The organism is Methylobacterium sp. (genome assembly GCF_019745455.1).
Lineage (GTDB): Bacteria > Pseudomonadota > Alphaproteobacteria > Rhizobiales > Beijerinckiaceae > Methylobacterium.
In genome coordinates this window covers 22,693-35,902 of record NZ_JAIETD010000058.1, presented here as the reverse complement: position 1 = coordinate 35,902, position 13,210 = coordinate 22,693, and the positions used below count along the sequence as shown (strand labels likewise).

The 13,210-nt window shown below is 65.0% G+C and carries 10 protein-coding genes; 4 read left to right on the top strand and 6 right to left on the bottom strand.

The genetic code is table 11. The features are described from left to right. Positions 1-138: 138 nt before the first annotated feature. Entirely contained in the window at positions 139-666 is a 528-nt protein-coding gene (locus K2Y56_RS14075; protein ID WP_292508447.1) for a DUF1465 family protein, read from the top strand. Positions 667-880: 214 nt separating this feature from the next. Here K2Y56_RS14075 and rpmE read toward each other — a convergent pair whose 3' ends face one another. Next, the gene (gene rpmE, locus K2Y56_RS14070) at positions 881-1,135 is read right to left on the bottom strand and encodes a 50S ribosomal protein L31 (protein ID WP_292508444.1); all 255 of its coding nucleotides are present in this window, start codon (positions 1,133-1,135) and stop codon (positions 881-883) included. 204 nt (positions 1,136-1,339) lie between these two features. On the opposite strand from rpmE, the gene K2Y56_RS14065 reads away from it, so the two are divergent. Next, positions 1,340-3,181, top strand: coding sequence for an ABC transporter transmembrane domain-containing protein (locus K2Y56_RS14065; RefSeq protein ID WP_292508441.1), 1,842 nt, complete (start codon positions 1,340-1,342; stop codon positions 3,179-3,181). 118 nt (positions 3,182-3,299) lie between these two features. Here K2Y56_RS14065 and K2Y56_RS14060 read toward each other — a convergent pair whose 3' ends face one another. The 5 genes from K2Y56_RS14060 to K2Y56_RS14040 form a co-directional block, all read right to left on the bottom strand. Continuing rightward, on the bottom strand, positions 3,300-5,045 hold the full coding sequence (locus tag K2Y56_RS14060) for a flagellin (protein WP_292508436.1): 1,746 nt from the start codon (positions 5,043-5,045) through the stop codon (positions 3,300-3,302). 552 nt (positions 5,046-5,597) lie between these two features. Then, positions 5,598-7,340 carry a TRAP transporter large permease subunit gene (locus tag K2Y56_RS14055; RefSeq protein ID WP_292508433.1) on the bottom strand — a complete coding sequence of 581 codons (1,743 nt, stop codon included), beginning with the start codon at positions 7,338-7,340 and terminating at the stop codon, positions 5,598-5,600. After that, positions 7,337-8,005 (bottom strand): TRAP transporter small permease subunit, encoded by a 669-nt coding sequence (locus tag K2Y56_RS14050; RefSeq protein WP_292508430.1) that lies wholly within the window; start codon positions 8,003-8,005, stop codon positions 7,337-7,339. The genes K2Y56_RS14055 and K2Y56_RS14050 overlap by 4 nt, the downstream gene beginning before the upstream one ends. A gap of 127 nt (positions 8,006-8,132) precedes the next feature. Then, the gene (locus K2Y56_RS14045; RefSeq protein WP_292508427.1) at positions 8,133-9,269 is read right to left on the bottom strand and encodes a TRAP transporter substrate-binding protein; all 1,137 of its coding nucleotides are present in this window, start codon (positions 9,267-9,269) and stop codon (positions 8,133-8,135) included. A gap of 523 nt (positions 9,270-9,792) precedes the next feature. Next, positions 9,793-10,644: a hypothetical protein gene (locus tag K2Y56_RS14040; protein ID WP_292508425.1), complete on the bottom strand. Its 852-nt coding sequence runs from the start codon at positions 10,642-10,644 to the stop codon at positions 9,793-9,795. A gap of 747 nt (positions 10,645-11,391) precedes the next feature. Here K2Y56_RS14040 and K2Y56_RS14035 point away from each other — a divergent pair. Together K2Y56_RS14035 and kdpA are read left to right on the top strand one after the other, a co-directional pair. Continuing rightward, positions 11,392-11,481 carry a K(+)-transporting ATPase subunit F gene (locus K2Y56_RS14035; protein WP_292508422.1) on the top strand — a complete coding sequence of 30 codons (90 nt, stop codon included), beginning with the start codon at positions 11,392-11,394 and terminating at the stop codon, positions 11,479-11,481. 13 nt (positions 11,482-11,494) lie between these two features. Further along, positions 11,495-13,210, top strand: coding sequence for a potassium-transporting ATPase subunit KdpA (gene kdpA / locus K2Y56_RS14030; protein WP_292508418.1), 1,716 nt, complete (start codon positions 11,495-11,497; stop codon positions 13,208-13,210).

Genomic DNA, 13,210 nt, shown 5'->3' with positions numbered 1-13,210 from the left:
GACGCAGCTATTAAGGTTAATCCATGGTCAACGGGGCGCCCGGTCGGATTCGGCGTTAGGTTTGCCAGAGAGAGGCCAACGCAGCTTTCGCGTTCCAGTTGGGAACACAAGCGATCCGGCGGCGGCACAGGAGGCATCATGAACGGGTTCGACGTCACCTTCCGGGACGAGCGCGATTGGGTCGATTTCGGTTCGACCTACCTCGCGTCGGAAGCGTTCAAGACGCTGTTCCGCGAAGGCATGGCGCTCGTGGAAGAATCGGCGGCCTATCTCGATGGTCAGGGTCGAGAGGAGTCGCGGCTGCTGTCGCGAGACGGCACGCTGGCCTATGCCAGCGAGAGCATGCGCCTCACCACCCGGCTGATGCAGATCGCCTCCTGGCTCCTCGTCCAGCGCGCCGTGGCGGAAGGGGAAATCAGTCCCGCCCAGGCGCTCCAGGAAAAGACTCGGGTCCGCCTCACCACGCCGGACCTGCCGCGGGCCGATGCCGGAGCGACGCTGCCGACCCGGCTTCAGGACCTCGTCGTCCGGGCACGCCGGCTGCACGCCCGGGTGCTCCATCTCGACGCACTGATCAGCGATGACCGGCCGACCCCCGTGGCCCGGACGAGCCCGGTGGCGGCCCAGCAGGACCTCCTGCGCACCTCGTTCAACACGGCGCATTGACGCTCCGCGAAGAGCATCTTCGGGGTGTATCCGCGAAAATGCTCTTCGTTTGCAATAACGCCTGGCGATCAATGTGCTTTCGGGCCGCAAGCAGCAAATCGCCGGTCCAGCAGCCTCTCACGCAGTCACGACCATGCCCCGAAACGAAACAGGCGGCGCCCGGTGGAGCGCCGCCTGTTTCGTACCGCCTCGCGTTTGCGCGGCTGCTAGCGTCTTACTTCTTGCCGAACGACAAGGCACCGAAGCGCGAGTTGAAGCGCGAGACGCGGCCGGCGCGATCGAGCATCTTCGTCTCGCCGCCGGTCCAGGCCGGGTGCGTGTTCGGATCGATATCGAGGTTGAGAGTGTCACCCTCCTTGCCGTAGGTCGAGCGGGTCATGTAGTCGGACCCATCGGTCATCACGACCTTGATGAAGTGGTAGTCGGGATGCTCGGTCCCCTTGGCCTTGTCGGCCGCGCTCTTTGCCATGACGAAGTCCTTCAATAGCCACGCCGACCGGCCCGCCTGGCGGCCCGCGGCCATAGATCACGCGCAATCGGATGAAGTCGCGCCTATACCCCAGCGTTCAGTCCGGAACAAGCGGGCAACCGCACTGGAAAAGCGAAGCCGGCGAGATTCATGGCCGAGATTCGTGGCAGAGAGGTTCGATGTCGTTCTTAACACCGAGGCACGATGGCCCGCAGATCTGACCGTCTCCGCCGCGGCGAAGGCAACACCAAGGACAGCGCCGGGCGCGCCTCGCTCGGATCGCTCAGGCCTTTGATCCCGTTCGCGGCGGTCTATCGCGGCCGGATCCTGGCGGCGTTCCTCGCCTTGTTCGTCGCATCCGGCGCGACCCTGATCGTCCCCATCGCGATGCGGCGGGTGATCGACCACGGCTTCTCGGCGCAGGGCGCCACGGTGATCGACACCTATTTCGCCGGCCTCCTCGGCGTCGTCGCCGTGCTCGCGATCTCGAGCGGCGCGCGCTACTACACCGTCGTGACCCTCGGCGAACGCGTCGTCGCGGATTTGCGCACGGCCGTCTTCCGCCGCCTCACCATCCTCGACCCGGCTTTCTTCGACCGCTCGCAATCGGGAGAGATCATTTCCCGTCTCACGGCGGATGCGACCCAGGTGAAATCGGTCTTCGGCGTCTCGATCTCGATTCTCCTGCGCAACGTGTTCCTGTTCATCGGCGCGACGACCATGATGGTCATCACGAGCCCGAGGCTATCGATCCTCGTCCTCGGCGCGATCCCGCTCATCGTCTTCCCCCTGATCCTGTCGGGCCGCGGCGTCCGTCGCCGGTCCAGGGCGGCGCAGGACCGCCTCGCCGAGGCTTCGGCCTACGCCTCGGAGGCCGTGGGCGCGATTCGGACGATGCAGGCCTTCGGGATGGGCCGGACGACGGCCTCACGCTTCGCCGACGCCTCGGAGGAGGCCTATGGGGCGGCCCGGGATTCGGTGCGGGCTCGCTCACTCCTCACCGGAGTGGCGATCTTCCTGATCTCGTCGAGCGTCGTCGGCGTGATGTGGTACGGCGCACAAGGGGTGCTCGCCGGCACGATGACCGCCGGCCAGCTTTCGCAATTCGTGCTCTACGCCGTCTTCGGCGCCAGTGCCCTCGGCCAGCTTTCGGAGGTCTATGGCGAACTGGCGCAGGCCGCGGGCGCCGCCGAGCGCCTCGGCGAGATCCTGGCGGCCGAGCCGGTGATCCGCGCCCCCGCAGAGCCGAAGCCCCTGCCGAGTCCGCCGCGGGGCGAACTCGCCTTCGAGGAGGTGCGGTTCAATTATCCGACCCGGCCCGAGCACGCCGCCCTCGACGGGATCAGCTTCACGGTCTCGCGCGGCGAGCGGATCGCGCTCGTCGGCCCCTCGGGCGCCGGCAAGACCACGGTGCTCCAGCTCATCCTGCGATTCTACGATCCGGCCTCGGGGACGGTACGGATCGACGGGACCGACATTTCGGCCGTCGATCCGGAGGTGCTGCGAAAGCGCCTCTCCCTGGTGCCGCAGGACCCGGTGGTATTCTCCGGCACCGTCGCCGAGAACATCCGCTACGGCCGGCCCGAGGCCACGGAGGCCGAGATCCGCCGCGCCGCCGTGCTCGCCCATGCCGACGGCTTCATTCAGGCGCTGCCCCAGGGCTACGAGACCCTGGTGGGCGAGCGCGGCGTAACTCTGTCGGGGGGCCAACGCCAGCGCGTCGCCATCGCGCGCGCAATCCTGAAGGACGCGCCGATCCTTCTCCTGGACGAGGCAACTTCGGCCCTCGACGCCGAGAGCGAGCGGGCGGTGCAGACCGCCCTCGACACGCTGATGCAGGGCCGCACCACCATCGTCATCGCCCACCGCCTCGCCACGATCCGCGCGGCGAATCGCATTCTCGTCCTCGATGGAGGCCGTATCGTCGAGCAGGGCACCCACGAGAGCCTGCTCGCCCAGCGCGCCCTCTACGCCCAGCTCGCGGCGCTCCAGTTCACGGATGCTCGTGAGGAGCCAGGGCAAGAGCGTCGGCCGGCGGCGGAGTAAACCAAAGGCCGTGTTCGTCGTCGGCGTCGCGTGACCTCGTCAGAGGTGTTTCGTGCCTTCGAACGATCGGTTCAAATAGTAGCACGAGTCCTATCCGCATAAGCTCGAGAGGCTCGCCTCAACTGAACAGCGAGAGCACGTTCTGGCTGGCGCTGTTGGCGATACTGAGCGACTGGATGCCGAGCTGCTGCTGGGTCTGCAGAGCCTTGAGCTTGGTCGACTCCTCCTCGATGTCGGCGTCCACCAGGATGCCGATGGTGCGGTCGTTGGCCTTCATCAGCGAGTCGACGAAGGTTTTCTGCCCGTCGATCTGGGTCTTGTTGGCACCGAGCTTGGTGCCGGCGTCGGTGACCTTGGCAAGCGCCTTCTCGACCTGCGAGATGATGTTCTGAAGAGCCGCGTCGCCTGCCGTACCAAAGAGCATGCTGATATCGATCGTCGAGACGGCGTAGCCCGATACGCCGGTCGTATCGAGGAGGCCGCCGCTCGTACCGACCGTCTCGTCCGAACCTGTCGCCACTGGATTGCCACTGCTGCCGACACCCGTGGTACCTACAGCGCTCTGACCGGCTGTGAAGCCGAAGGCTGCGGCGTCGGGGCCTCCCACGGTGATCGACGAGGCCGGACCGCCACCGGCGCCATAAAGGACGAGGAACTGGTAGCCCGGTCCCCAGGATGCACCGAACCCGATCCCGCTGCCCTGAGCAGCCAGGTTGGCGTTCAGCATCGCTCGGACTTCGCTGAAGGTGACTGCGGCCGGATTGACCGGGAGCGGTGTACTGGTGACGTCGAGGACTACTGTGGTCGTGACCGTCCCGTCATTGAACGTGATCGTTTTGGAATTTGCGCCCGACAGATCGATGTCGGCATAGGAGCTCGCGGGAAAGACCATCGGGCCATAGAGCGCGGTCCCGCCATCGGAGCCGATGCCGGCATCGATCCACGTGTTGCCCAAGGTCGCGACGCCGGTATCGACGTAAAGGAACGTGGAAGCTCCTGTATCCCTCGTGCCCAGGACAAGCCGGCCGGACTCGTCGAGCGAAGCGATAACGGCACCCTGCAGCGAGAAGGAGTTGGCGATCTGATCGTTGATGGCCGCAACGAGTTCGGCCCCCGTGACTTTCGCGATGTCGTCGACCGCGGACATCATCGTCGTGCGATTCAAAATGACGGTATCCTGCCCGGCGGAGGAGATCAGTCTCAGGGCAAGTTCACTGGTGCCGCTAAAGTCGGCGCCGCCTCCGACAAAGCTTGGACTGGCGTCCAAAGCCGTCGATCCCGTCATCTGTGCGTTGCTGGCCGGCAGCGTCGCGACTGAGGAATTGACGTCGTAGAGTTTGATGGCGTTCACGTCGACGGCGATTTTGGAGAAGGTGACGGTTCCGGTGGCATCGCGCGAGAAGCCGGCCACGACGTTCTGTGTGGCCTGATAGTTGGTGTTGGTGGACGAGGAATCGACCGAGAGCCAGTTCTGGCCCGAGGATGTCGACGAGTCCGCGGTGGCCTTCATCTTGTTCTGGATGGCGGTGATCTCGGTCTGGACCTTGGCGCGGTCGACGCCGGGCTGCAGGGCGGTCTGCAGCTTGGCGCGCATGTTCTGAAGGTCGGTGATGATGCTGTTGAGGCCGTTATAGGCGGTGTCGACCGCCGAGGAGCCGAGGCCGAGGGAGTCCTTGACCGCCGAGAGCGAGGCGTTGTCGGAGCGCACCGTGGTGGCGATCGACCAATAGGCGGCGTTGTCCGAGGCGCTCGAGACGCGCTGGCCGGTCGAGACCCGGTTGCTCGTCATGTCGAGCTGGGCGTTGATGGACTTGAGGGTCGTCAGCGCGGTCATCGCCGCGTTGTTGGTCAGAAGGCTCGTCACTTGAGTGCCAACCGTCTCTTCGAAATGCAGCAGGTGTTTAGCGGCCTGAAGCCGCGCTGATTCATCTAGGATCAGAGGACTCTACGATCGGTTAAGCTTAACGGAGTTCTTGCAGTTCAGAAGAGGGGCACTCTCCGCGGCACGCCCCTCAGCCCGCAATCGATGCGGTCAGCGCGGCATTGCGCGGAATGCATGCGACCCTTGAGCTTGCACTCCCGGCCTCAGCTTCGCTCCGGCATCACGGGAAGAGGCGGGTCTCACGCCGGCGGACGAACGGACGTCACTCCGAACCGCCACCGATGGTCAGCGGGCCGCGCGGTTACGTATCCCGTACCATGGTCGCGCAGAACGTTCCGGCTCGAGCACCGGCTCGACGAATGGCGGTCCTTGAAAGACAGAGACGGCCCGTCACCGCGATGGGCAACGGGCCGTCGTCGCCGATCGCGGCCATACCCAGCACGCACCGCCGACCGAATTCAACTCAACTACATCCCTGCTGCCCATCCATCCGGCCATAGCGAAGGACGGCGGGCTGTCCCTGCAACCTTCGGCTCATGCTCCATACAGATAAGTCGGCAGCCACAGCACCAAGCCCGGCCAGAGATACATGAAGATCATGCACAGGATCACGATCAGCATGTAGGGCATCATGCCCGCGAAGATCTGGTTGATCGTCACATGCGGCGGGGAGACGCCTTTCAGGTAGAAGGCCGACATCGCCACCGGCGGCGAGAGGAAGGCCGCCTGGAGGTTCACGAAGACGAGCACGCCCCAGAGGATCGGATCGATGCCGAAATGCGACAGCAACGGCATGAAGATCGGCACGAAGATGATGATGATCTCCGTCCATTCCAGCGGCCAGCCGAGGATGAAGATGATCGCCTGGGATAGGATCATGAATTGCAGCGGCGTGAGCCCGAGAGAGAGCACCCATTGCTCGACGAGCGCCTGACCGCCGAGCAGCGCGAACACGGCCGAGAACAGGGCCGAGCCGATGAAGAGCCAGCAGATCATCGCGGTGGTCTTGGCGGTGAGGAACACCGCCTCTTTCGTCCGCTTCCAGTTCAGGGTTCTGGCCTGAAGCGCGAGCAGGAAGGCGCCTGCCGCGCCGACTGCGGCCGATTCCGTCGCGGTGGTGATGCCGAACAGGATGACGGCCAGCACCAGGAAGCTGAGAATGCCGAGCGGCATGACGGAGGACGACAGGAGCTTGAGCACCTCGAACCGCTCGGCGTTCATGCGGCGATAGTAGCGCGCGAGCACGACGAGGCTCAGGGCTGCCGTGACGGCGAAGCTCCAGTAGAAGGCCTCGGCCGGGCCGGCGGCCGAGGCCGTGACCGCCTCCACGGGCGCACCGCCGCCGCCGAGCTGCTCCAGCCCCTCGGGCGCCGAATCGTCCCGCTTGGCCGTCTGGTAGATGGTGACGTACCACCAGATCGTGCCGAGGATCGCCGAGGTCAACAGGAACGGCACCAGGGCGGTGGCGAGGTTCTTGAACGCCTTGGCGCGCGAGATCAGACCGGCCGCGGCGCCGAGTCCGCCCGGCGCGAAGCTGGCGCGGACGAGGCCGACCAGCATGTTGTTCGATGCGGCGGCCTGGAGGCGAACCATCCAGTCCTCCACCGGGACCTTGGTTTCCTCGACCGAGAGCCTCGGCGCGACCTTGGGGCGAAGCATCGCCCAGCCGACGATGTAGACGAGGTAGAGGAAGGCGAGGAAGAAGCCCGGGAAAATGGCGGCGGCGTAGAGCTTGACCACCGACTGGCCCGCCACCGCCGCGTAGACGATGATCATCACCGAAGGCGGGATCAGGATGCCGAGGGTGCCGCCGGCCGTGATGACGCCCGCGGCGAGCCGGGTGTCGTAGCCGGCCTTGAGCATCGGGTTCATGGCGATGACGCCCATGAGCACGACGACGGCGCCCACGAGCCCGCTCGCGATCCCCCAGAAGGTGGAGACGATCAGCGTCGCCACGGCCAGGGAGGCGGGCACGCGACGGAACGCGAGCTGCACCGCGTAGAACATCTTGTCCACGAGCGCGCCGCGTTCCATCACGTAGCCCATCAGCACGAAGAGCGGGATGGAGATGAGCACGTCGTTGGTCATGGCGCCGTAGGTGCGCTGGACCATGAGGTCGAAGATCTTGTTGTCGATCAACGCCTCGGTCGGATTGTAGAAGGCGTAGAAGCCGAAGAACATGCCGAGCCCCATCAGCGTGAACGCCGTGGGGAAGCCCATCATGATCGCGACGACGATCAGCCCGAGCATCAGGAGGCCGAGGCCGGGATCGGTCATGTGTGGAGGTCCCCTGTCATGCCGCGTTGGCGCGCGGTCTCTTCGATAGAGTGGGCGCGGGCGATCGCAGCCTCGCGCGCGTCGGCGTCGACGTGCTCGCTCTGAGCGAGTTGCTCCTCGACGACGTCGATCTCGCTCACGTCTCGCAGGCGGCTCGGCCATTCGCCGGTGCGCAGGCAGACGACGCAGCGCACGATCTCGGCGAGGCCCTGCAGCATGATGAGGGCGCCGGCTACCGGGATGACCGTCTTGAAATGGTAGATCGGCGGGCCGTCCGCCGTGGTGGTCGAGTGCTCGGCGATGCGCCAGGACAGGGCCGCGTAATCGTAGCCGGCATAGATCAGGGCCAGGATGCCGGGCACGAAGAAGACGATGTAGAGGACGAGATCGAAGCTCGCCTGCGTCCGCGGGCGCATCGAGCCGTAGAGGAAGTCGCCGCGTACATGGGCGTTGTTCGCCAGCGCGTAGGCACCCGCCAGCATGAACAGCGTGCCGTAGAGCATGTTGCTGGCGTCGTAGATCCAGGCGGTCGGCGCGTTCAGCAGGTAGCGCTTGAACACCTCGACGCAGATGAGCGCCATCAGCCCGATGATCAGCCAGGCCGCAGCCTTGCCGACCCAGGTACTCAGGGCGTCGATCGTATGGAGGAAGCGCTGCACTCTCATGCCGGACCTTCGCATGGGCGGAGAGCCGACCGGACCAAGCCGGACGGCTCCCTCAACTTGTTTCAGAGGCTTTGAAGTCGCGTCCGGCAAGAACGGACCGGGACGCTACTCTCAGATCGTCTCGACCCTAGATCTTCTTGGCCGCAGCATTCTGGCCGAAGTAGTGGTCGAACGCCATGCGGCGGTTGACGATCGTATCCTGCTCCCATCGGGCAGTCCGCTCAGCGAAGGAGATCTGCGAGGCGATGATCTCCTTGAACAGCGGGTTGTCGGTGGCCTTTTTCTTGACGACGTCGTCGTAAACCTCGAGCTGCTTCTTCAGGATCGGGTCCGGCGTCTTGTAGAACTTGACGCCCTTCGCCTGCATCTCCTGGTAGGCCTTCGAGTAGCGGTCGATCGCCTTCCACTGCATGTCCTGCGAGGCGGCCTCGGTCGCGTTGGAGATGATCGCGCGCAGGCGCTCGGGGAGCGCGTCGTACTTCGTCTTGTTGAACAGAATCTCGAAGGACTCGGCATTCTGGTGATAGCTCTGCAGCATGCAGACCTTCGAGACGTCCGGGAATCCGAGTGCCAGATCGGAGGCGGCGTTATTGAACTCGGCCGCGTCGAGGAGGCCGCGATCCATCGAAGAAATGATCTCGCCAGCCGGAAGAGCGTTCACGGCGGCACCGAGGCCGGTGAGAACGTCGATCGAGATGCCGACGGTGCGGAACTTCAACCCGTTGAGGTCCTCCGCCTTCGCGATCGGCTTCTTGAACCAGCCGAGAGGCTGCGTCGGCATCGGTCCGTAAGGCATAGAGACGACGTTGGCACCGATCGACGAATAGAGCTTGTCGAGGAGATCCTTGCCGCCGCCGTATTTGTGCCAGGCCATCAGCATGTTGGCATCCATGGCGAAGCCAGGTCCGGAGCCCCATAGCGCGAGGGCGGGCTGCTTGCCGTAATGGTAGACCATCACGCCGTGGCCGCCGTCGAGCGTGCCCTTCGAAACGGCATCGAGCAGGCCGAAGGCGGGAACCACGGCACCCGCGGGCAGCACCTCGATCTTGAGGTCGCCGCCGGTCATGTCGTTGACCTTCTTGGCGTAATCGAGTGCGAATTCGTGGAAGATGTCCTTGGCGGGCCAAGTGCTCTGCCAGCGCATGCTGATCGGGCCCTGCGCCTTGGCGACGGTGGGCGCCGCCACGATGGTCGCTGCCGTTGCGGCAGCGCCGAGGAACCGGCGGCGCGTCGCGCGACGGCCCGTTGGCTCACGTGAACTCATGTTAGTCCTCCCTTGATGCGCCGGCTTTTAGTGGCCTGCTGCATACCAGGGTTCTAGGCTGAAACACCGCAGCTTGTCTTCAGCTTTGAATGCGGATCGATGCGACATCGATCGCCTTTCCCCAAGCTGCGGGCAGCCATTCGGATCATCTGGCGAACGGCTTAGATCGAACGGCCTAGGGGCTTCTGGGTAGTCGAAGGCCAATTCCGTTGTCAGCGAGCGATGAGTTCACGGTGTTGCCGGCGAGGGCGGACCCCACGCTGCCGGATGCCGCTGCCCGAGCAGATCGTTCTCGACCTGACGTTACTATGGATGACCATGCCGGAATCCACATTCGAAGATCGCAGCGTGCTGGCGAAAAACGTGGAACCTCGTCGTCCTTGACCAAAGCTTCGGCCGCTCGCGCGCAAGTGTGACGGGAGAGGGCCCCAGAAAGGACCTTCGCCTTGTGCGGGCAAAGCGCAGCAACGGTGGCCCACCACCCGGATTCATCGGCCACGACGAAACCGACGCGGCTTCGCCCTCAGTTCAGCCCGACCTGGCTCTTCGTGAAGACGACGTTGTTGAGGAACTGGACCGTGATGGTACCGCTCGTCCTGCGGTCGTCCCAGAGATGGACCTCGATCTTGCCGAGGTCGGCGGCAGTCGAGGTAGCGGTGAGGCTCCCGCGGCAACCGATCACGGCTTCCACCCGCTCGAGCAGCATGCCCCTCTGGATCTGCTCGAATCCGTCCCGCGTGAGCGCGCAGTTGAAGCTGCTGACGATGGGCCGTGGAACGTAGGCGGCGACCTCGCCGGAGCGGTCGCTGACGCTCGCGCCCTGTGCGATCCGGCGCTCCGAAGGCGGCATGCCGGCCCTTAGGTTCTCGCGCTCCCGGTCCGTGGCGATGCGCCTGGCATCCTGCAGCAGCGCCAGCTTCACTTCAGCTTCGCGGGAGATCCGCAGGTCCGGACCTTCGGGCGAGGCGGCAAGGCCGAGGTTGAAAGCCTCGTCAGGGTTCGGCCTCTGCCCCGGGTCGCGCGACCGGCGTTCGGCCGAAGCCGTTTCGGGACCGGATTGGGAAGAAGCCGAAGCGGTACTCCCGCTGGATTTACGACGATCCACCAGGATGATCTCGCGCAGGCTTTCCTCGATCCGCGCGGCGCCGCGGGTGATCAGGACCTCGTAATCCTTCATCACCGCCCTACGGTTCTGCGGCTGGCCGGTCGGGTCGAGATTGGCCCGGAAGAGTTGCTCCTCGCAGCGCCGGAAGGCGGCGATCGCGACCTGGATATCCTGCTCGGTCCACTCGGCAGCGGGCTGGCCGAAAAGCTCGATGCCGCGGCCGGTATTGGCCTTGCCCGGATCGACGAAGTCGAACCTGATTTCCTTCAAGCGCTTATCGAGGATCTGGCGGTGGGAGCTACAGCCGCCGCGCTCAGACATATAGGTGTCGAAGGAATAGCTGCCAGCGCCGACGCATGGAAGAGTCGATAACACCGTTGCTAGAATGATGACGACAGTACGTCTCATGATCGATCAACCTGCGAGGGCACAACCGTTGCATTTTTGACGTCTCGATCATGCCGGCAAAGCCGTTTCGATTCGATTGAGAACCTTCATCAAACCCTTGTGAACTCGTATAGGCAACGAGGATCGCCTACCGGATCGAGATCTCGGCAGGATGCTCACACTATGGCTGGCGAGGAGGACAACGCGGAGGAGCATGACACGCCGATCCTGGCTGCACATGTCGGCGGCCCGCTCCGGTGCAGGAATGACCTCCATTCCGGCAGCAGTGCTCGACTTTAGCTGCTGCGGAGCAGCGAAGGCGGCCATCAGGACGCGAAGTTCGATGCAGGCCGATCGCCCGAGCATCATATGAAGAACTGGGCCAACGGGCGGCACGGCCCCGCGATCTTCATGCGATCCTTATAGAATCGCGCCCGGCCCTATCTCGAATTCATACTGGGCTCCGGACCATCTTCACTCCGTCAGCGAGCGGGCTCCCGAACGAAGGGGCCGGGCGCCGCGACCGGAGCCCAGAATGATCGACATAATCTTCGTCGCCGGCGGCATCGCCTTCTTCGCGCTCGCGGCCGGCTATGCCGCCCTGTGCGAGCGGCTTTGAGCCAGAATTCGATGACCCTCGACTACACCCTCGGCGCCCTCGTGACCCTCGGGCTCATGGCTTACCTCACCTACGCCCTCGTCCGCCCAGAGCGGTTCTGAAGGACCTGTCATCATGACGATCAATGGCTGGATTCAGATCGCGCTGTTCTGCGCGGTCGTGCTGGCGCTGGTGAAGCCGCTCGGCGGCTACATGACCCGCGTCTTCAACGGTGAGCGCACGCTGCTCTCGCCGGTGCTCGCCCCCCTGGAGAACGGTCTCTACGGCGCCGCCGGCATCGACCGAGCCCAAGAGCAGCATTGGCTCGCCTATGCGGGCGCCATCCTGATCTTCCACGTCTTCGGCTTCCTCGTCCTCTACGCGCTGCTGCGCTTCCAGGCCATTCTGCCCTTCAACCCCGCCGAGCAGTCGGCAGTGGCGCCGGACCTCGCCCTCAACACCGCGGCGAGCTTCGTCACCAACACCAACTGGCAATCCTATGGCGGCGAGACGACCCTGTCGTACCTCACTCAGATGCTGGGCCTGACGCACCAGAACTTCCTCTCGGCGGCTACCGGCATCGCCGTCGCCGTCGCTGTGGTCCGCGGCTTCTCGCGCGCTTCGGCGAGGACGGTGGGCTCGTTCTGGGTCGATCTCACCCGCACCATTCTCTACGTGCTGTTGCCGCTATGCATCCTCTACACCCTGTTCCTGGTCTCCCAGGGCATCCCGCAGACGCTCGCGCCCTATTTCGAGGTGACGACGCTGGAGGGCGGCAAGCAGACGCTCGCATTGGGGCCGGTGGCGAGCCAGGTCGCGATCAAGATGCTCGGCACCAATGGCGGCGGCTTCTTCAACGTCAACGCCGCGCATCCCTTCGAGAACCCGACGGCGCTCTCGAACTTCGTCCAGATGGTCTCGATCTTCGCGATCGGCGCCGCACTCACCAACGTCTTTGGCCGCATGGTCGGCGACGAGCGCCAGGGCTGGGCGATCCTCGGCGCAATGGCGGTGCTGTTCCTCGCCGGTGTCGCGGTGGTCTACGCCGCCGAGGCCGCCGGAAGCCCGGTCCTGAACGGGCTCGGGCTCACGGGGGGCAACATGGAGGGCAAGGAGGTGCGGTTCGGCATCGTCGCCTCCTCGCTTTTTGCCGCGATCACCACCGCCGCCTCCTGCGGCGCCGTCAATGCCATGCACGACTCGTTCACGGCGCTCGGCGGCATGATCCCGCTCATCAACATGGAGCTCGGCGAGATCATCGTCGGCGGCGTCGGCGCAGGCCTCTACGGCATCCTGATCTTCGTGATCGTGACGATCTTCGTGGCCGGTCTGATGGTGGGGCGCACGCCGGAATATCTCGGCAAGAAGATCGAGGCCAAGGAGGTCAAGATGGCGATGCTCGCCATCCTGTGCCTGCCGCTCCTGATGCTCGGCTTCACAGCCATCGCCACGGTGACGGCGGCGGGCCTCGCCGGCCCCGCCAATTCCGGACCGCACGGCTTTGCCGAGATCCTCTACGCCTATACCTCGGCGGCGGCCAATAACGGCTCGGCCTTCGGCGGGCTGACCGCGAACACGCCGTTCTACAACACGACGCTCGCCATCGGCATGCTGTTCGGCCGGTTCTTCGTCATCGTCCCGGCCCTCGCGATCGCCGGGTCGCTCGCGGCCAAGAAGACCCTGCCGGCTTCCGCCGGCACCTTCCCGACCCATGGCGGCCTGTTCGTCGGCCTTCTGGTCGGCGTGATCCTGATCGTCGGCGGCCTGACCTTCTTCCCGGCCCTCGCCCTCGGCCCGATCGTCGAGCATCTGGCGGGCGCGGCCGGCCAGACCTTCTCGACGGGAGGCTGA